Genomic DNA, 20,469 nt, shown 5'->3' with positions numbered 1-20,469 from the left:
CCTTACTCAATAGCAATCCATTTTTCATGAAAACGAAATGGCGGATATAAGACCCGCCACAAAGAATCATCTTCGAAAATGTCACAATCACAAGTAAAAACTAATTCGTAAGCCGCTGTACTAATCCACTCGCACGAGTCGTTTTCACCTTAATGCCTCGCTTCAGAACATTGAGCTCGGCATAAAGAGCTAAACGCTTTTTCGCGCGGGTAATGCCTGTGTAAATCAACTCACGGGTTAATATCGGACTAAAGTCTGGTGGTAAAATCATCATGGTGTAATCAAATTCACTGCCTTGCGATTTATGGATAGTCATGGCGTAAGCCGTTTCATGTTCAGGTACTCGGCTTGGCAAGACCGATTTCACACTGCCGTCAGGTAACTCGAAAAAGACTTTCAAACGCGGTTCTTCTTCACTGTCATCTCGCATGCAAATACCAATATCACCGTTATACAAACCTAAACCGTGATCATTACGCGTAACCATGACGGGTCTGCCGTGATACCAAATTTCATCCTGAACCTGAATGAACTTGCGCGCCGCGAGCGCTTTCTCGATGCGTTGGTTTAACCCAGCCACACCGAAGTCACCTTCACGGATCGCGCACAGCAGTCGGCATTGGTTGAAGGTATCTAACACCGCTTTGGCTTTGTGCGTTAGCGACTCTGGCTCTCCGGTTTTAGGATCAGTTTCCTGTTGTCCAATGCGTTTGAGGTAACGACCGTATTCCTGCACCAACGTCTGCATCATTTGATTGTAATGTTGACTACTTAGTGCGAAATGTTCGATATCGGAAAAGTCACGCGCCAAGACGTTATCTACGCTCGCAGCAGAACCTGAGTTAACCGCTTTTGCCAACTGACCAATGCCTGAGCGAGCGTCAAATCGGTAGCTCTTTTGCAGCATACATAAGCTATCGGCAATGCTGGAGGCACTGTTCCCCGTATGGGCTAAAATATCGAAACCCGTCAGTTTTGCGATGGCTGACGCCTGCTCTTTGCCATAACCCAATGCATGGAACGAACAGATATCACCCAACACTGCCCCTGCTTCAACTGAGGCAAGTTGGTCTTTATCACCTAACAAAATCAGCCGCGCATGTTTCGGTAAGGCATCGACCACTTTGTACATCATTGGTAAATCGACCATCGACGCTTCGTCGATAACCAAAATATCCAAATGCAGTGGATTTTGCTTGTTGTGACGAAATTCTGCGCTATTAGGAATCGCGCCCAGCAACCTATGTAAGGTACTCGATTCAGTCGGAATTTTAGCTTTTAGCTCCGGAGAAACTGGCAGTTCTTGCACTGCTTTACCAATGGACTCGGTTAATCGCGCCGCCGCTTTCCCCGTCGGGGCCACCAGCTTGATGGTTAGATTTTTCTCGTGCGTCGCCTGTTCAATCAAAGCGGCAAGCAATTTGGTTACCGTCGTCGTTTTACCCGTACCTGGGCCACCAGAAATCACAGCAAATCGACGAGTTAACGCAACCGCCGCCGCGACTTTTTGCCAGTTCACGCAAGCCGAGAGTGGCACGATTTCATCCAGTGCTTGCAACTCCTGAACCTTGCGCGCATTGCTAAGCACGGCATCAATCGCGGGCCAATCCAGCGATTCGCTTGCGACCACGTCAAGGTGGTCACACACCAATTGCTGGCGCAACACTTGGTTGCTGCTTCCCACTTCTACTGCTTTGCCTAACGCGTTAAACAGAAAATGGTATTGGCGCGCAAATAGATGGTTGAGCAACTCGGATAATCGCGCAAACTCTTGTGGTTGCAAGTTAACTGCGGCGCCCAACTGATTAAGCTTTTCCGCCAGTGTCACTTCATAATGCCAATAGCGGTGCAGATACAGACGCTCGCCATCGAACATCAGCGGCAAGGCTTCTCCTTGCGCGCCGACCACGGTGGAATTTTGTAATACTTGAATCCAGTCTATACCTTGAAGCTGAGTATTAAGCGCCAATGCCGACTCACCAAACAGCCCTAACTTACTAGCCAAATCCGTAGATTGCCCTTGTGCATCGAACAGAGGCAGACAGATATGTCCTTTGCCGAGCTCACTACTGACAACACCCGCGATAAACGCCAATGCTTGACTGTCCGACTGTTCATCATGCGTTTGAGAATCAATAAAACAGGCGAATTGGTAGTCGAGCTGACGAATAGCACCTTTGTGCGCCAAGCGTTCCAACACTGCCAATAGGCTATCTTGGTCAGAATGAAGATTGTGATTTGTCGTCATTAAAGTAGCTCCATCTGCCCGGCTTGAGTTGAGCGCGTTTCAAGTACTTGACCATCAATCAAACGATCCATCTCTTGTAAGAAGTCTAAGGTTGGTTTCGCAGCAAAAATGCCGTGGTCACTCTGCCCATCCATGCCGCGTAAGAACAAGTAATACACACCACCGAAGTGCTGCTCGTATTGATAATTCGCCAATCGGCTGCGTAGGAAACGATGCAGTGCTAACGCATAAATCTGGTACTGCAAATCGTAGCGGTGATCAGCCATCGCCGATTTCAGAGCCTCACCATGGTAGTGCGTCACATCGTCGCCAAGATGATTCGATTTCCAGTCAAGCACGTAGTATTTACCTTGATGTTCAAACACCAAGTCGATAAAACCTTTGAGCATGCCTTGCACGGTTTGGAAACCTAAATCCCCCGCTTTCGCCGACAACGGATCGTGACGTTGAATGACTCGGTTTAACGCTGGTGCAGACAACACTTCAATCGGCAACAAAAATTCCATCTCCACCAAACGTTGCGACGGTGCTTTTTGATTCAGCAGCAAAGACTTACCATCCAACGGCGTAGCGAGTACGGTATCAATCAGTTGCTGTAAAATGGGCAACCACTCTTCATCGAGCTGTTCGCTTTCCATCAAGCCAAGGATGATTTGTGTATTCTCTTCCGTCGTGGCTAGCTGAGTAAATTCAATTTCCTCAAACAGGCTGTGCAGGAACGTACCCGGACGCGCACCACGAGGGAAGGTAAAAATAGAACGCTCTGGCTCCAGTAAATCCGCTTCGTCTTGTTCTTCAGATGAGTCGATATCAAAACCCGTAATCTCAATCGTGGCATCATGCTCGGCGTGATGAGAGCCTTGCTTGACCAAGCCAGAATAACTGGTGATGCGCCAGTTTCTGTCGATAGGGTTTTGCAGCTCTTTCGCGCTAAGATCTTGTATTTCTTCTTGTGGCGCTACGTACTTGTCTTCGAGTTGCTGCGGCGGATCGGCCACAACGACACAATCAAGCTCGTCTTGTTGCTTTGTTAAACCTTGGTGCAAATCGTTGATGCCACCTTCTTGACCATTCTGAATCAAATAGCCAATCGCACTGCGGTGTACGCCAGTTGGCTCTTTGGTCGAACGGCCATTGCGCAAAGGTGAGGCTCCAATAAAACACGCATACACAGCTCGCGTTAGTGCCACGTATATCAAGCGTAAGTCTTCCGCCAAACGCTCTTTATCCGCTTGCTTCATGGACGCATCGTTGCCTGTGATATCCAGTACCGTGCGGTCATTGGCTGCATCGTAATATTTGGCTTCGCTGGCTTCTCGATAGCTGAACACAAACGGCAGAAATACGAGCTCATACTCCAAGCCTTTTGATTTGTGAATAGTTACGATCTGCACTAAGTTACGTTCCGATTCTAAACGTTGGATTTGGTCATCACTGCCACCCAAACCGTTTTCCGCATCACTGATAGACTGAGCGAGCCAACGCAGCAGACCGTGGTCGCTATCCAGTTCATTACTGGCTTGTTGAAGCAGTTCACCGATGTGCATTAAATCGGTAAGTACTCGCTCACCATTCTCACCCTGTGAACTCGCACCTTCTTCTAGTAATCGCTCGGCAATATGGCGTTTGCTGATCACCGCGCGCAACATCGGCAGCACACCACGTTGAACCCAAAGTTTGCGATATTCTTTGAATTCGTTTACGGCGTTTTCCCACACAATTTCATCGTTATTAAGTGCATCCAAACTTGCTGCGTCGAGGGCAAACAGCTCAGAAGCAAGACTTGCACGCAGCGCACGGTCATTTTCTGGCGTCAGCACCGCTTGCAGCAGACGCTGTAGATCCTGCGCCACCGAACTGGTAAACACACTGTCTCGGTTAGACAGGTACACGCTGGCAATGCCTTGATCAGCCAACGCTTGTTTGATCATTCGACCTTCACTACCTGTTCGAACCAACACTGCGATATCGCCCGCTTGAACCGCTTTCTGTTTTTCGCCATTCACCAGACACGCTTGCCCCTGTTGAGCCTGCGTCAAAATGGTTTGGATTTGGCTTGCGGTCGCCTCTGCCATTCGAGTCAAATACTCGCCTTTTGGTAGCGGTTTATCGTCCGCTTCTTGCAACCAATAAGTCAGCGCCGGTTGCTTTTGGCCACCCATAGTCCAAATGCGTTTTTCGGCATTAGGACTGTACTTAACGGGTAAGAACGGGATGTCCGAATCATAGATAAATGGACTGTCTGGTAAAGCAAATACTTGGTTTACCGCCTGCACCATATCTGCGCTAGAACGCCAGTTGGTTCCTAACGTGTAGTGGGCACTTACTTGGTTACGCGCTTTGATATAAGTGAAAATGTCTGCGCCACGAAAGCCATAAATCGCCTGCTTGGGGTCCCCGATCATAAACAAACCACATTCCGGGTTGTTCAGATAAATACGGCTGAAAATACTGTATTGAAGCGGGTCGGTATCTTGGAACTCGTCAATCATTGCGACAGGATACAAAGTACGAATACGCGCCGCTAAAAGCTCGCTTTCGTCCGTATCGATAGAAGCAGAAAGTTGCGTCAGCAAATCATCGAAAGAGAGCCACTGTTTTTGATTTTTCGCGTTGGCCAGCATCACACGACAATGCTCAACCGCATGAGCAAGCAGTGGCGCTTTTAAGCTGATTGGATTGGCAAGAAATGTTTCAATGGCTTCAAATACCGCATGCTGCGGCGCACTGCCTTTCGGTGTTTTTTCCAACAAGACGTTTTGCGCGAATTTCTCCAGCTTGTCTGGATAATCGTAACCTGTGGTTTCCGTTGCCGCCCAAGCATTCACCGCCTCCAACCACGTCGGCAGAGACTTTTTGGTGTAGCTGCGTTTGTTAATATCTGAATCTGAAATCAGCGTGAAGAAGTCATCTTGGCTTTCTCGCCACTGTGCTTTTAATTCATCAATTTTTTTCAGATTTTCAGTATGAAGATCAGCCAAACTGCCTTTCATTGCAGGAACAGAAAGGATTAACGGCGCACCGGTTAAGTAATTGCTGATGTCAGACAACAACGCAGATGGAGAGCTCCATAGCTGGCGAATTTCCCCAGCCAAGGTAAATGGCAACGGGTAGAAATTGCGGCGCCAGTAATCGGCTACAACTTGCGCTTTTAGGTGACTTTCATCGGTCACAAACTCGTTATTAAATCGGCTGCCAGATTCAAACGCATTTTGCGTTAGCATACGTTGGCAAAAACCGTGAATGGTGTAGACCGCCGCCTCGTCCATCTGACGCTCTGCCTGCAATAAAATTTCTGCGGCTTGCTTGTGATCGTCAAACTCATTAAGCAAAGGTTGGATCACCGGGTCGGAACTCTGTCCACGCGCAAACGCGATTCGCGCATCATGGATTCTTGCCCTGATACGATCGCGCAATTCCACAGTTGCCGCTTCGGTAAAGGTTACAACCAGAATTTGGTCGACCGTAAGCGGTACGCGATGTCGAGTTTCCGCGCTGCCGTGACGAAGCAAAAGGCGCAGATATAAACCTGCAATAGTGAAGGTTTTACCTGTACCTGCTGATGCCTCGATTAACCTCGCACCATGCAGAGGAAACGTCATCGGTTCTAGTGGCGTTGGTTGAGGTTGCTCTGTGCGGTCTAATGTATGTAGAGGACACTCTGCACCTGACATTTGATCCATAACGCTGAATCTCTCCGGATTATTTACTAGGACGTATCACCTAATAAATGTGATCTATAGTTAAAAATTCTATTAATATGTTTAACAAGTTGGATAATTTAGAGCTTTGTGAGATCTTTCTCACGGTTATCCATAAGACGTACCGTTAGTATGCGCCCCACGAGATAAGCCAAACCTTTTGGCGGCACAACTCAAATGAATTAAACAAAAGTATCATGGTCCCTCTGACCTTGTGGCCGTACAGCGAACGCCCTACAAAAAATAATGATTTTCTGGCGGCCACCCTACTCTTCCTTCTCTTTATCCAACTGTCTTTATTACGCTTTTACGTCATCAGCGTCTTGAACCGCTAAGCGCGCACCTTGCAAAACTAATGCTGTCAGCAAACGAACTTCTGAGGCCAACTCATCATTCCAAGCAGGCCAAATTCGAGAGATGTACGCATTATTGCCTTCGCCCGGGCTCATGAAGCCATCATTGAATGCGTCAGCCATTTTCTTCAAAGATTTCTCTTCGTCATCTACCCACTGACCGCGACTAAAGCCCGCTTCAACACAAGCCAACGCCGTTTTCGGGAAATAAGGCAAAGGCTTAGTCATGCCTTCGAAGAATAAGCGAACTAATTCAGTCAGTAGCTGTTTGGCATACTGAGCATCGGCAATTTCTGGGTAGATCAAATGCAGCGCGCCTTCTTTACGATCGTAACCAATGATGTGGGTTTTCTTAGCATGACCCGACGCCGACATGGCAAGGTGATCGATCCACGCAGCAACGTAATCCTGCGAGCGAATCTTACCGCTTCGATAGCGAATCAAACCGGATTGGTAGCATTGAGTTAGCCAACCTGTTAGGCGAACGTTTTTCTCTTCGCCTTCATTTCGCTCAAACAAGGAATCAAACGTCAGGTCGATTTCCAAATCGTCTTGAGGCGCACCAGATAAAAACGCCAGTTTATCCACCAGCTCTTCCGCCTGAACTCGGTTGGTTTCAAATTCGATATCACCAAACGCCCCCACCGGCAGTTTGCCTTGCGCGCGCTGTTGACTCATAAAGTGTTTAAGCACCTCTGTTTTTTTCTCTGGCTGCATCAATGTCGTTTCAAGCAAGATTTCTAACAGCTCATCACGCATTTGATAGCTTTCCAAACCACCTAAAACAAAGGGTTCGTCGTCTTCCATCACCGGTAGCGGCGGTTCAAAGATTACTTTTAAACGACGATTGAAAAAATACTGCACTGGTAAACGCCAGAAACGTTGCAACTCGACTAAGTCGAGCTCAAGCGGGAACGTCGCTCCCAACAGATAGTCGTCTAATGCCCGATTAAAATCACGACGGACATAGCCTTGCGATTGACTGCTTTGAGTCAATGCCGCTGGAATCCACTCTTTCGCGTAGCTGGCGTGCATGCCTTGGAACGCACTTGGGCTAAACGGCACCATGGCGTGGGTATTCACCAACGCATTTAATAAGTTGTCGCCAGACTCATCAACAGGCAACGCTTCATCACCACTTAAACAATAGTTTTGGTGGCAGTATTCCATCAGCTCAGAAACCAGAACCGAAGGCACTCGCTCGGTATTGTCTTGGATTGAACGGCCAACATAACTGATGTAGAGCGTTTGCTGTGCAGACAACATCGCTTCGAGGAATAGATAACGGTCATCATCTCGGCGCGAACGGTCGCCCGGTTTGGTTCTTCCTGTCATCAAGTCAAAGCCTTCTGGCGGCATGGAGCGTGGGTACACGCCGTCATTCATCCCCAGTAGACAAACGGTTCTAAACGGAATAGAGCGCATCGGCATCAGGGTACAAAAGTTCACTTGACCAGCAAGGAAGCGCTGGCTGACTCGTGTGCCAGATAATTTGTTTTGAAGGTATTGGCTGATGATCGACGGAGATAACGCATCATCAAATGCGGCATCAGCTAATTGCTCTTTGAGTTGGCTGAGCGTATCGCGAATGGATTTGAGCGCCATTTCGCCTTCTAACTCAACTGAGAAGAAGTCATCCAGCAGTGAAACCAAAGTCTCTCGCCAACCATCAATAGTCTGAACATGAGAAAGTTTGCTTCGATAAGTGCTAATTTGTTGGATAAAGTGTGCCAACTTGCCCGCCAGCTCTGCGCCCATGCCTTGCACTTCGTTGTACGGAGACAAACTGCCTTGCTCGGTTTCAAACAAACCTGCGGATTCTGGCATCGCGTAGCCAAGCAACATGCGTTGAATACCAAATTGCCATGTGTTTTGACGGGTTTCCGGCAGTTCAAATTCGCGTCCGGTATTGGCATCCAATCCCCAGCGAATCCCCGATTCCTCAACCCATTGTTTGGCTTGTAAAAAATCATCTTCGCTGAGTTCAAAACGCTTTAATATCGCCGGAGTTTCCAGAAGTTCGAGTAGTTCTGATGCCAAACAGCGCGTATTGGGTAAGTTCACCAACTGCATAAATGCGGCCAGAATTGGGCTCTCTTGATCGGCGGTTCGGTCAGAAATCGAATAGGGAATAAAACGCTCACCCGGCGCGTTACCAAAGACCGCCTGAATCGCAGGGCTGTAAGCGTTGATGTCCGCGACCATCACGATAATATCGCGCGGTTTTAACGTTGGGTCAGCATCGAACATCGCCAACAGTTGATCATGCAGCACTTCCACTTCGCGCATCGGGCTGTGACAAGCGTGTAGGCTCAGTGATTTATCACCCAAGCTAACCACTTGTTTGTGATGACTGTTTTCAATCTGTTGATCATCTTGATGTTCTTCAAGATTGAGAATATCCGCTTGCAATTGATGGAGCAGACTGTCGCGCTCAACATCAACAAAGGCTTCGATTTCATGAGATTCCAGCTGAGACAACAGATACATATTGTCGCGCCCGAGTTTACCCATGGATGCCAACAGACTGTTTCCGACCACATCGGTGTGCAGCTCATCGATCACATTATCTTCCAGTGATCCTTTCAGTTGCTCAGTTTCACCTTGCACTTCCGAGTGATCGTCCTGCCACACAACGTGCTGACGATGTTTCGCCGCCAAACGAGCCAGATATTTGCGATCTCGAACTTCACCCCAGTAATAACGACACGGGTTGGTGAACATCAGATGCACGTCGATGTGTTCACCAATTGCTTTTAGCGCATCCATATAGCGAGGCGGCAACGAAGAAATGCCAAAAACAAACAAACGCTTGGGTAAATGGTCAAAATTGCCGTTAAAACTCTCTAACGTGTCGATAAAGTGCTCATAAAGGTTGGCACGGTGATATGGAGACTGTCCTAATGACACAGTGTGATCATACAACGCTTGCCATAAGATCGGCTGCCACGGATGCTCATCTTCCAGCTCTGGCACACTCTGCCCTGCTTCCCAACTTGCGATCCACTCCGGACGATACACCAAGTAACCATCGAAAATATCGGCAATTTTCTCAGCCAGTTGATACAGCTTAGAGTGATCACTGTCATCTTTGAGGTACTGCGCTAACGGCGAAAACACGTCTTGGTTGAGAAGCCCCGGCAGCAGATGCATCAACTTCCAAGTCATCGCTTCTTTGTTAAACGCACTGCGTTTTGGCACGTCTGGCAACACCTGCGTAAACATTTCCCAAATGAAGGTAGCTGGAAGCGGAAAATCAATGTTCGCGGCAACACCAAACTCTTTGGCCAATTCCATTTTTAGCCACTGGGACATGCCCGGACTTTGAACCAGAATTTGTTCTTTTTCGAACGGGTTTTCCAGCGGACTGATTCGAATCAGTTCGACAAGGAGTGATTTAAGAACGTCAACTTGGTTGGAGTGATAAACAGTAAACAAATTGGGAATACCGAGCGCCGATTGAAACTGTTAGCTAGCTTAGCACAGCCCCATTTAAACCCGCAGTGATCTCGCGTTCGGAAAAAACAAAAGGTTATATATCACTCAAATAGAGTATGAATCTTCTGAATTTTCACATGTCAATCAAGTCTGACACTTCCATACAAAATGTGACATTCGTCGCAACTATTCCATAATAAAAAACACTGTTTTATACTCTTGCTACCTATAATTTATAAATATATAAAAAGTATGTTTCGCAAACTGTCTTCCAACAGCGCTTGGCTGATTGCTTTTTTTGCTTGCTTTACAGTGTACCTGTCGATCGCTTGTTATCCTTTTGTGTTGTCTAACAATCAGAATGAACCACTAACCTTGTTGCAAGGTTACTATTTGGTTTCGACTCAATATGGCTGGCTGGGCTTGATCGCTCTTCCATTTATGTTGTTGAGTTTATTGCTCTCTTTTCTACCGACTCGAGCATTCAAAGGCATCGTGATCGCTATCGCGATCTGTCTATTGATTATGTTTAAAGTCGATATCCTCGTTTTTCAGCAATACAAACTTCACATCAACGCTCTATTAATCCGTATGTTTTTCGAAGGTGGTGATGATGTCTTCGATATTTCGTGGATGAGTTGGCTAATCTTCATCAGTGAAATTGCCGTTCTGGTGATCGGGCTCGCTTGTACCGTTTGGGTAAGTAATCAACTGGCACAAAGCCGAGCTAAGTTCGTTTTGATCAGCGTCTGGTTTGCTGTATTGCTTAGCACGCAGATGATTCATGCGTACAAAAACGCACTTTACGACGATGAAGTCAGTCAGTTTTCGAATAACTGGCCACTTTACTACCCGCTGACGGCTCGTAAATTTATTTACAAACACGACCTAGTGGATGAGAACATTGCATCGAAGAACCGCGTAGAGTTAACCAACATTGAACGTAGCTCACTCAACTACCCGCTTGCGCCGATTCAAGTGCAAAGCAAAGAGAAACAGCCCAATGTTTTGTTTATCTTGGTTGACGCGTGGCGCTACAGTGATGCGACGCCGGAAGTCATGCCAAATGTCAGCAAGTTCGCCGAAAAAACGGTGAATTTCACACAACATATGAGCGGCGGCAACTCAACTCAAGCGGGTATTTTCAGCCTGTTTTACAGCTTGCCAGCGACCTACTGGGAAAGCTTTTACGCAAGTCAACGCTCTCCTGTGTTTATGGATACGCTGCAAGCAGAAGGCTACCGCATGGGCATTTTTGGCTCAGCACCGCTCACCAGCCCGCCACTTTCTCGCACGGTATTCAAAAAAGTGTCGGACTTGACCCTGAAACAAACTGGGGAAACAGCTGTCGAGCGCGATCAGCAGATAACAGACAAGTTCATCGAGTTCCAAAAGCAGGACAGCGACAAGCCGTACTTTGGTTTTCTGTTCTACGATGCCGCCCACGGCACGGTGTTTCCTGAACCTGAATTTGCGAAATTCAAACCATACTGGGAACGCGTTGACCACATTTTGCTCAACAACGATTTTGACGCTTCGCTTTACCACAATCGATACAAGAACTCGTTGTACTACATCGACAGCTTGATTGGTGATGTGCTGAAAAACGTCGACTTAGACAACACCATTGTGGTGATTTCATCAGATCATGGTGAAGAGTTTAATGACCATAAGATGAACTATTGGGGCCACACGGGTAATTACAGTGACGTTCAAGTGCATGTGCCTCTTTACGTGTACATGCCAAATCGTCAGCCAGAGCAAGTTGATTACCGCACGACCCATTTTGACGTCGTGCCAACCATGATGAATACGCTGTTTGACGTTCAAGGCACAACGAGTTCATACAGCGTTGGTCATAACTTGTTTGATAGCTCTGCCTCTCGCGATTGGTATATTGCAGGCAGCTACTACAACTATGCATTGGTCGGCAAAGAACTGATGCTTGTGGTCAACCCTGGCGGGCACTCTCAGCAACTGAATCGCCAGTTAAAAGTCGAGAAAGAACAGAAAGTTCCTGTCGATATTATTCGTCATTCTCTGGATGAGATGTCGCGATTTTACAAAAAAGGCTAGCGTCCAACATCGACGCCGATTGAAATAAAAAAGCCTCTTGGTTGTAAGACCAAGAGGCTTTTTCCTATCTGCTATTTAAGCGTGATGAGCGTGCATCAAGCGTGGCTGAATCAACAAGTTGTTGATGTATTGTAAGGCCACATAAGAGACAACAAATGTTGCCACAATCAACTCAAGGCCAGCTAAGCCTCGCACTTGTTGAACATAGTGCGCAGCCAATCCTTGCAACTCCATCCAATTCGCCATTTTAAACAGCGCCGTCGCACCGATCACCATCGGGAAGGTAAACGCTGCATAGCCAGGGCTGAATGGCAGTCTAAGCAATTTAAAGAACGCGAGATATATGATGGCTGTCATCAATACCGCGATACCAAATAGCATAGCGATGATCACTGGTGATGGTGTCGCAGTGACCGTTAAGTACCCTGCCAATGATAGACTTGCTGGCGCTGCCATGATTGCCATTGTTGGTTTCGCTGCATCCGGAATTTCATGGGTGAACATGAAACGGTAAATCATCATCGGCAACATGATCGCGTACGCCACCATACCAAACATCAATGCACCTTGTGCCACTGGTGCTAGCATCGGGTTGCCAGAGAAAGACACATCCGCAACGATGATACCCACAGGCGGTACAAACCAACTAGGAACCATGTGGTGCAATTCAAAATCTTTGGCGCGATGGTAAACAAAGCTCACCAAGAATACGATGTGCAAAACCACCGCAATCAGCCAAAGCGCATCGCCAGCTAATGGGTAAAAATGGCCGAGAGAGTTCGATACCACCATAGTGCCCATCGCAAATGTCGGAACCACGCTGCCCACAACCGGATGAGCAAGATCTTGTCTCAATAGATGATTATGTAGCAAAAACTTGGTTGCCAATATAGCCAACAATATGCTCGCGATACCCGCACTAATCCACTGTCCGTAGCCATGTAATTCGGCGAAGTTTTCCCAACTCCAGCCCAAGCTTGCAATACCAAGAGCCAAACCCGCCATTGGAGTTGGCGCTCCCATTACTTTTGCTTTTGTTCTTTGAATCATGAAGACCTCAACCAGACTCACTCTTGATGGGACGTATAATACGCTTGCACTTCGTTCCGATATATCTAATTATTTAAAACAAACGTTCAGAATTACTTAACGGTGGAGTATGGCAAGTCACATTTCTCTTAAACAACTGAAAGTGTTTACGACGATCACGCAGCACAAAACGCTCACAGCAGCTTCTGATAGTCTCTTTTTATCGAAAGCCGCAGTGAGCATGGCACTCTCAGAATTAGAAAAACAGATCGGCCATCACTTGTTTGATCGTGTTAATAACCGACTGATTTTGAACCAAGAAGGTCAAAAACTGCTACCACTGGCGGATGAGTTACTCAACCGAGCCAAAGACATCGAGAGCATTTTCGATGGTGACCAAGCGCTATCGGGCCAACTTCGCATTGGTGCCAGCGACACCATTGGCAACCAAGTCGCGCCCTATTTGCTTAGCGAATTTCGTCAGCAAACGAACCATCGTTCTCAAAGCCTGTTCATTTCTAACTCCGCACAAATCTGCGACATGCTGACCGATTACGAGTTAGACATAGCCCTCATTGAGGGCAAAACACTTCACCCTGAATTGCAGTCTACCCAGTTTAGCGAAGATGAAATGTGCGTGATTTGCGCGCCCGATTACCCAGCCGCGCACGAAGGGCCAGTAAACTTAACCGAGCTAGAAAACAGTGAATGGATATTGCGAGAGGCAGGGTCCGGTTCACGCGAATTTTTTATGCGCGTTGTCGCGCCGCGCTTGGAACATTGGCATGAAGCTTTTCAGCTCAATACCACCGAAGCGTTGATCAACTCAGTATCGGCAGGGTTAGGCTTGGGCTGCTTGTCACGTTTGTCTGCAGAACCTGCTATTCGTGACGGCCGCGTAAAACTGCTCGACATGCCTTTAGATATGAAGCGCCGCTTCTGGTTACTGGTTCATAAAGAGAAATATCAAAGCCCATTGCTCAGAACGTTTATCGAATTTTGCCAAGATTGGGAGCGACCAACAAACCTTCCTTTGGGGAATAAATCCGCAAAGTGAAACCAAGATAGTTTAAATGCTAGTCAGTTAGTTGTACGTGTCTCTCATTCTGAGGCTTGTCGCTAGACTTGATTGGTCAAAAACTGTATAAAAAGCCAGTATCAATACACCAAATTAGGGGACCAACCATGGCTGTAATCGTCAAGTACGTGGTAGAACGCAATGGAGAAGAGAAAATGACTTTTACCTCTAAAGCGGAAGCTGACGCATACGACAAAATGCTGGATATGGCAGACGAGTTATTCTCACTGCTGGGTAAAAGTGAACTTCTAGAAGACGAAGGTAAGCAAGAAGATCTTGCAATGTTCCTTGCGCAAAACAAAGAAGAAGTGCTTTACGCTCTGGGTGCAAAACGTAAACCTGCACCAAAAAAAGCAAAGAAGCTTGAAGCTGTTGAAGAAGATAGCGAACAAGAAGACGCTGCATAAGCCTCTCATTTGTTTAGAAAAAACGTCGCATTATGCGGCGTTTTTTTATTCCTGAAGTTAAACACTCTCTACTTCATAAAAACTAACCCCGGTAAACTCGTTTTTAGTCACTAGATTTAAAAAGCTATTGTCGGTATTTGAAGTATAGATGCTTATTGGAGAACCACTTAATTTGAAGAGCCTCGGGGTTGAAACTTTAGCACGATCAATAACAAAACGCTTATATGGTCTAGTTCTATGAACTCTGCCATTTGGCTTGTAGTTTATCTCGCACAGTTCAGTATGTAATGCATCCAATTTAGAAGTCACATTAAGTGCATACCAAATGGAGTTATCCACATTTACAGGTAGGAATTCACAACAATCTCCGAGCGTATCTTTGAACAAGCTAGCAATATCATGGCGAACTACGTACGTACAGCTACCCCAGGCAGCAATCATTGGTTTTATTAAGTCATCGGAATCATCATGCCGGAGCCAATCAAGTGTCAATGGTTGCCAAGTTGATATTTTTGAAGCTCCATCGAATATTGGTAAAACTTCATTATTCACGTCGTCTAAACCCAATAGGCTCGTGTGCTCTAGATATAAATATTTATCCACATCTGGCTGAATACCAAATACCTTAGTAAAAGTTTGTTTTTTAAACTGCAATTTCATTCGCCCTTATTTTTCTGGTTATTGGAAACATGCCCATTTTCAAGTCGTCTCCAATATCCTCTAAAACCTCAACGATATCTTCTCTATCTGCATCCTGAGCAATCGTATTTTCAAGTAAATGTTCAACGTTCAAATAGTAAAATGAAGTATGGATACAGGAGTGAGAATAAGCTTCAACCATTTGCGAATGGGGCACATGTTTATTCCATCTTGGTAAAAATACACCATTTTCCGCACTATCTATATCGATTCGAAATGCTGATAGCCTCATTCTGGACTTTGCAGCTCTAATGTCTTTCCATGATACAATATGATGAGCAGCTACATTCTTAGGACGACATTGCCCTGTTTTTTTAAGGATGTTTTTGGCCAAGCGATAACTATGGGCCTTATTATGCTCCCACCTTATATGTTGATTAAGTAAAAGATCATCTTTGGATATCACCCCTCTCTTATACTTAATAGAATCTATCACTGAACCTGCATAAAATATTTGAAATTGCGAAGCTTGCTTGGAAGCGAATAACTTATCACCAGTCACATTAAACAAATCTCTTTCCAGCTCAGACGTTGTAACCGTAACGACTTTTTTACCCATACTGATCTCATTGAAAATGCTTAAAAACGTAGATCAACCTTAATATGAATCAATATGAATATAAAGAATTATTTATCTCAAAACCGAGCCGCCTCAAGCTTGCGCCAAATTTATTTGAACTTATACGACACCTTGTTCTAAACAATTAAAAACATACCTCTGTATCTCGAAAGAACTCGCCAGAATAGGAAAACGCCCTTTCTTTCTAGAGCCGAGACAAGAAACTGCCTTCTATCGTTTCAGCAAAACTCCCCCAATAGACCACCTCGTAGCCACATTTCTCATCAGACAAACATATCTCTAAAAAGACAAAAGGTATCCATCTACGGACTTTCTCCATTTCCCCTCTTTAAACTCCCCAACACTCTCTTTATGATGACTGACAACTTAATTATTTCTTGTCAGTGAACAGACGAGACACAAGACTCAACACATGGAGATCAACTATGGCTTTCTTCTCTCTAGCCTTTGGTACGGCAACTAAAAACCGCGACGGCAAAATCATCGAAGCGTTTTTCCCAAACCCAGTTCTTAACCCAAGCGAAGCGCTTGTTAACGCACTAGCAGCAGTAGCAGGTTACGAGCAAGGCAACCAAGCTATCGAGATCTCTGCAGCACAAAGCGCAGAACTGGCAGCAGCATTTGAAGCAAACGGCGATGCGGCAAACGCATCTTTCGCAGCAAAAGCAGCAGAATCAGCACAACCACTTGTACTGGTTATCCTTGCAACTGACGAACAACCACAAAGCGTTGCTGAAGGCTTCCTAAAGCTTCAACTTATCTCTAACCGCCTAGTTCAACCACACGGCACGGTACTAGACGGCATCTTCGGTCTACTGCACAACATCGCATGGACTAACGAAGGTCCAATCGATCTACCTGAACTAGCAGAGCGTCAAATCGAAGCTCGCCTAGCGGGTCGTGCACTAAGCGTAGATTGCGTAGACAAGTTCCCTAAAATGGTGGACTACGTGGTACCAACTGGCGTTCGTATCGCTGATACTTCTCGCGTACGTCTTGGCGCACACGTTGGCGAAGGCACAACAGTAATGCACGAAGGCTTCATCAACTTCAACGCGGGTACAACAGGCGTAAGCATGGTTGAAGGTCGTATCTCTGCTGGCGTAGTGGTTGGTAACGGCTCTGACATCGGCGGCGGCGCATCTATCATGGGTACGCTATCTGGCGGCGGTAAAGTTGTGGTTTCTATCGGTGAAAACTCGCTACTAGGCGCGAACGCAGGTCTTGGTTTCCCAATGGGTGACCGTTGTACTATCGAATCAGGTCTGTACGTAACTGCTGGTTCTAAAGTACGCATGCTAGATTCTGACGGTCAAGAAGTCGAAGTGGTGAAAGCACGCGATCTTGCTGGAGTTTCTGACCTACTGTTCCGTCGTAACTCTGTAACAGGTCAAATCGAATGTCTTGCTAACAAGAGCGCGGTTGAACTGAACAGCGAACTGCATAAAAACAACTAATAAATAGTTAAGAAAAATCCCCCAGCAGGAAACTGTTGGGGGATTTTTTAGCTTAAAGAAAAATGCGTGATTACTGATTTAAAAAGCTGACCGCTTTATCTGGGAAATCAGTAAACAAACCATCCACTTTTACTTGGTTGTAGTACACATCCATCATGCCTTCAAAGCTGTCAGTGTACGCTGGAATGCGTCCTGGATCGGCGCGGAACGTGTATGGATGCACTTGCAAGCCAGCGTCTTTTGCAGCCTTCATCAACGGCTTGATGATGATATTGTCTTTGGTTGACTTATCATCCACCAGCATCGGCTTCCAAGGTCCAATTCCTTCCGCGTAACTCGCTACTTTCTTCATTCCGTCGGCTTCGAACATCCAGTCATAACTGTATGGTGTTGCCTTGTCGCCTTTGTACACCATAGTTTCGTTCCAGTCCGTGTAAGCCATAAGCTGAACGAGCTTTAAGTCCATGTCCATTGCAGGCATGAGTTCACTGTTGATGCGTTGAAGTTCATTCGCATCAAAACACTGAAGGTAGACTTTGTCGTCTTGAGAGCCGTAACCGTACTGCTTCAAGACTTTAAGTACTGCTTTAGAAATGTCCTTATCTTCATGACGATGGAACCAAGGCGCTTTAATTTCTGGGTAAATACCGATGTCATAACCCAGCGTTTTGTTTAAGCCTTGGATCAGCTCAATCTCTTCAGCAAACGTCGGCACGGTGAAATCAGATTTCCACATAGGGAATCGGGTTGGATAGCCCGCTACTTTGTTGCCTTTGTCATCGATATTAAAGCCTTCAGTTACTCGCAAGGATTTGATTTCCGCCAGAGTGAAATCAATCGCATAATAACGACCATCTTTACGTGCACGATCAGGAAAACGCTCCGCAACATCCGTTACGCGATCGAGATAATGGTCATGCAACACGACCAACTGGTCATCTTTCGTCATTACCACATCTTGCTCTATGTAGTCAGGTTTCATTGCGTAAGCAAGTGCTTTGGCTTCTAGCGTGTGCTCAGGCAAGTAGCCCGATGCACCACGATGCGCAATGACAAGCGGCTTCGCAATCGCACCAGCAGAGAGGCTAAGTGCTAAAAAAGTAAGACATACTGACTTTGTTTTCATTGTTATTTCCTTGATAAAGCGAAGAGGCAGTATTCCACTGCCTCTTTAAATAAATATTACGCTAGCGCTTCCTTCTCGCGCTCTTTTTGCTCGTGGTGCGCACGTTCACCTAAGAAGGCGTACATCAAACACACGATAGAAGTAATACAAGAACCCACTAAGATGATAAAGCCACCATCCCAGCCAAAGTGGTCTACGGTGTAGCCCAAAATCGCGTTTGCGGCAACTGCCCCACCCAGGTATCCAAACAAACCAGTAAGACCAGCGGCAGTACCTGCGGCTTTCTTCGGAGCGAGTTCAAGTGCGTACAAACCGATCAGCATAACCGGACCATAGATTAGGAAGCCAATTGCAATAAGCGCCATCATATCTACTGTTGGGTTGCCTGCAGGGTTAAACCAATAAACCATCACTGCAACTGTCACTAACACCATAAATAAGATACCAGCAGGTGCACGACGACCTTTGAACAATTTGTCAGAGATCCAACCACACAATAGTGTTCCTGGAATGCCAGCCCATTCGTATAAGAAATAAGCCCATGACGATTTATCTACCGAGAAATCCTTCGCTTCTTTTAGGTAAACAGGTGCCCAGTCCAGTACGCCGTAACGAATTAGGTAAACAAATGCGTTTGCAATTGCAATCGACCAAAGAAGTTTGTTGTTGAAGACGTATTTGAAGAAGATTTCCTTCGCTGTCATTTCTTGTTCATGGGACTTGTCATAGTCATCTGGGTAATCGTCTTTGTATTCTTCAATAGGAGGCAGACCACAAGACTGAGGGGTATCGCGAACCGTCATCCAAACAAACACAGCAACCAACGTGGCGAAAAATGCAGGAACATAAAATGCAGTGCGCCAATCATCATTAAATGCCCACAGGCCAAGAATAAATAGTGGACCAATCAAACCGCCACCCACGTTGTGCGCCACGTTCCAAACCGAAACGATCTCACCACGCTCTTTACGTGACCACCAGTGCACCATGGTTCGGCCACAAGCAGGCCACCCCATCCCTTGGAACCAACCGTTTAAGAAAAGCAAAATGAACATCGCAGTGACGCTACCAGTCGCCCATGGCATAAAGCCAAAGCAAAACATCACTAATGCAGACATCAATAGGCCGCCACTAAGGAAATAGCGAGGGTTGGAGCGGTCTGAAACGCTGCCCATTAGAAACTTAGAGAGACCATATGCAATGGAAACAGCTGCCAAGGCGACACCTAAGTCTCCGCGGCTAAAGCCTTGCTCGATAAGATAAGGCATCGCCAAACTGAAGTTTTTACGAACTAGATAGTAACCGGCGTAGCCAACAAAGATACCGATAAAGAGTTGCCAACGGAGGCGAGAGTAGGTGCTATCGATGCTGCCAGGGGACAGACGATCAATGTGCGCCTTAGGTTTGAATATTCCAAACATAGGAACCTCATTATTTTGTATGCGATGGTAAAAACACAAAAGGAGCGAACGAAACAAAATAAATATTCGTTCGAAAGTTCATGAATTGTATGGAGTTAGGATTTTATTTCTGTGACAAATGTTGCACATGGATTAAATATAAGTAAATACAGTAAATTATATGAGCATTAATTAGATCATCGTTCAACTTTACTCAAGATTCGTTAATATGAAACTGATGTTCAAACCTCTCACTTGAGCATTCCAATTCGAAACCTTTGAAACAAAGGCTCGAATTAGAACATAAACTAACCGTAAAAAGGGCGATTTACGCCTGCCCTACTCGCTCCGAACCAACTAATAACTAAAAAGCTGAAAAACGATCACGTTTAGCATCAAACGAAATAAAAAAAACAATTTTTATTTGAATACAAGCCGAAGCAATGATTCACAAACACAAGACATTAACAGCGTTTATTCTCTTCTCAACTCATCCTATTGGTACCAATGGGATGACGATTTTTTCTAAAAGTCCAAACATGACAGCGTATTTTTTATATCACTGCTATCCCTTGATACATTTGACATTCCGCTACTCCTTTAGGGTGAATTGCTACACAAGTTCTGTGCAATAAGTCTCCAAGCACGTAGCAGCTTCACAAAACTCCTCTTACCAGTTGTGCATTCTTTTTCACATCGGTAATTTGAGCGCTCTCAACACTGGCCTCGTGACAAATAAATTATTTTCGTTGTGTTCTTTTCCGGTTAAAAGATGCGCCATTTAACAAAAACGAAGACTTTGATTAACAAATTTATGCTCAAACGCTCATTTTTAACGCTCGTTTGTTTTCGCAAACGTTTATATATGCACAATAGT

General features: G+C 45.9%; 12 protein-coding genes. 4 read left to right on the top strand and 8 right to left on the bottom strand.

The genetic code is table 11. The features are described from left to right. Window positions 1-100: 100 nt before the first annotated feature. The 3 genes from recD to recC all read right to left on the bottom strand — a co-directional run bounded on the left by recD (window position 101) and on the right by recC (window position 9,740). Window positions 101-2,248, bottom strand: coding sequence for an exodeoxyribonuclease V subunit alpha (gene recD, locus J4N40_RS03820; RefSeq protein ID WP_115386262.1), 2,148 nt, complete (start codon window positions 2,246-2,248; stop codon window positions 101-103). Then, on the bottom strand, window positions 2,248-5,922 hold the full coding sequence (gene recB / locus J4N40_RS03815) for an exodeoxyribonuclease V subunit beta (protein WP_171345855.1): 3,675 nt from the start codon (window positions 5,920-5,922) through the stop codon (window positions 2,248-2,250). The genes recD and recB overlap by 1 nt, the downstream gene beginning before the upstream one ends. A 326-nt stretch (window positions 5,923-6,248) precedes the next feature. Continuing rightward, window positions 6,249-9,740 (bottom strand): exodeoxyribonuclease V subunit gamma, encoded by a 3,492-nt coding sequence (recC, locus tag J4N40_RS03810; RefSeq protein WP_115386264.1) that lies wholly within the window; start codon window positions 9,738-9,740, stop codon window positions 6,249-6,251. A 252-nt stretch (window positions 9,741-9,992) separates the two neighbouring features. Here recC and J4N40_RS03805 point away from each other — a divergent pair, with 252 nt between their 5' ends. Next, window positions 9,993-11,816, top strand: coding sequence for a DUF3413 domain-containing protein (locus J4N40_RS03805; RefSeq protein WP_250654376.1), 1,824 nt, complete (start codon window positions 9,993-9,995; stop codon window positions 11,814-11,816). Between the two features lie 75 nt (window positions 11,817-11,891). On the opposite strand, the gene J4N40_RS03800 is transcribed toward J4N40_RS03805, so the two are convergent. After that, window positions 11,892-12,866: a TDT family transporter gene (locus J4N40_RS03800; protein ID WP_017636010.1), complete on the bottom strand. Its 975-nt coding sequence runs from the start codon at window positions 12,864-12,866 to the stop codon at window positions 11,892-11,894. Window positions 12,867-12,975: 109 nt separating this feature from the next. Between J4N40_RS03800 and J4N40_RS03795 the strand changes: the two genes are divergently transcribed. Then, complete coding sequence (locus J4N40_RS03795) at window positions 12,976-13,902, top strand: LysR substrate-binding domain-containing protein (RefSeq protein WP_203493869.1); 927 nt, start codon at window positions 12,976-12,978, stop codon at window positions 13,900-13,902. A gap of 128 nt (window positions 13,903-14,030) precedes the next feature. After that, on the top strand, window positions 14,031-14,330 hold the full coding sequence (locus tag J4N40_RS03790) for a YebG family protein (protein WP_005380208.1): 300 nt from the start codon (window positions 14,031-14,033) through the stop codon (window positions 14,328-14,330). Between the two features lie 57 nt (window positions 14,331-14,387). On the opposite strand, the gene J4N40_RS03785 is transcribed toward J4N40_RS03790, so the two are convergent. Together J4N40_RS03785 and J4N40_RS03780 are read right to left on the bottom strand one after the other, a co-directional pair. After that, entirely contained in the window at window positions 14,388-14,990 is a 603-nt protein-coding gene (locus tag J4N40_RS03785; protein WP_064354255.1) for a hypothetical protein, read from the bottom strand. Continuing rightward, complete coding sequence (locus tag J4N40_RS03780) at window positions 14,974-15,588, bottom strand: AHH domain-containing protein (protein ID WP_033905557.1); 615 nt, start codon at window positions 15,586-15,588, stop codon at window positions 14,974-14,976. The genes J4N40_RS03785 and J4N40_RS03780 overlap by 17 nt, the downstream gene beginning before the upstream one ends. Before the next feature lie 446 nt (window positions 15,589-16,034). On the opposite strand from J4N40_RS03780, the gene dapD reads away from it, so the two are divergent. Further along, a complete protein-coding gene (dapD, locus tag J4N40_RS03775) occupies window positions 16,035-17,066 on the top strand; it encodes a 2,3,4,5-tetrahydropyridine-2,6-dicarboxylate N-succinyltransferase (RefSeq protein ID WP_025768219.1) in 1,032 nt (343 codons plus the stop codon). A 70-nt stretch (window positions 17,067-17,136) separates the two neighbouring features. On the opposite strand, the gene glpQ is transcribed toward dapD, so the two are convergent. Further along, window positions 17,137-18,192, bottom strand: coding sequence for a glycerophosphodiester phosphodiesterase (gene glpQ / locus J4N40_RS03770; RefSeq protein ID WP_250654375.1), 1,056 nt, complete (start codon window positions 18,190-18,192; stop codon window positions 17,137-17,139). 56 nt (window positions 18,193-18,248) lie between these two features. Beyond that, window positions 18,249-19,613 carry a glycerol-3-phosphate transporter gene (glpT, locus tag J4N40_RS03765; protein ID WP_005380199.1) on the bottom strand — a complete coding sequence of 455 codons (1,365 nt, stop codon included), beginning with the start codon at window positions 19,611-19,613 and terminating at the stop codon, window positions 18,249-18,251. Between the last annotated feature and the right edge of the window lie 856 nt (window positions 19,614-20,469).

This window comes from Vibrio sp. SCSIO 43097, from assembly GCF_023650755.1.
GTDB lineage: Bacteria > Pseudomonadota > Gammaproteobacteria > Enterobacterales > Vibrionaceae > Vibrio > Vibrio alginolyticus.
Note: the sequence above shows the minus strand (reverse complement) of the source record. Positions and strands in the feature narration are given on the sequence as shown.

Coding starts and splice junctions, on each gene's coding strand:
- dapD (WP_025768219.1), top strand. CDS start 16,035: ATGGCTTTCTTCTCTCTAGCCTTTGGTACGGCAACTAAAAACCGCGAC.
- J4N40_RS03780 (WP_033905557.1), bottom strand. CDS start 15,588: ATGGGTAAAAAAGTCGTTACGGTTACAACGTCTGAGCTGGAAAGAGAT.
- glpQ (WP_250654375.1), bottom strand. CDS start 18,192: ATGAAAACAAAGTCAGTATGTCTTACTTTTTTAGCACTTAGCCTCTCT.
- J4N40_RS03800 (WP_017636010.1), bottom strand. CDS start 12,866: ATGATTCAAAGAACAAAAGCAAAAGTAATGGGAGCGCCAACTCCAATG.
- J4N40_RS03795 (WP_203493869.1), top strand. CDS start 12,976: ATGGCAAGTCACATTTCTCTTAAACAACTGAAAGTGTTTACGACGATC.
- recB (WP_171345855.1), bottom strand. CDS start 5,922: ATGTCAGGTGCAGAGTGTCCTCTACATACATTAGACCGCACAGAGCAA.
- J4N40_RS03805 (WP_250654376.1), top strand. CDS start 9,993: ATGTTTCGCAAACTGTCTTCCAACAGCGCTTGGCTGATTGCTTTTTTT.
- J4N40_RS03790 (WP_005380208.1), top strand. CDS start 14,031: ATGGCTGTAATCGTCAAGTACGTGGTAGAACGCAATGGAGAAGAGAAA.
- recD (WP_115386262.1), bottom strand. CDS start 2,248: ATGACGACAAATCACAATCTTCATTCTGACCAAGATAGCCTATTGGCA.
- glpT (WP_005380199.1), bottom strand. CDS start 19,613: ATGTTTGGAATATTCAAACCTAAGGCGCACATTGATCGTCTGTCCCCT.
- J4N40_RS03785 (WP_064354255.1), bottom strand. CDS start 14,990: ATGAAATTGCAGTTTAAAAAACAAACTTTTACTAAGGTATTTGGTATT.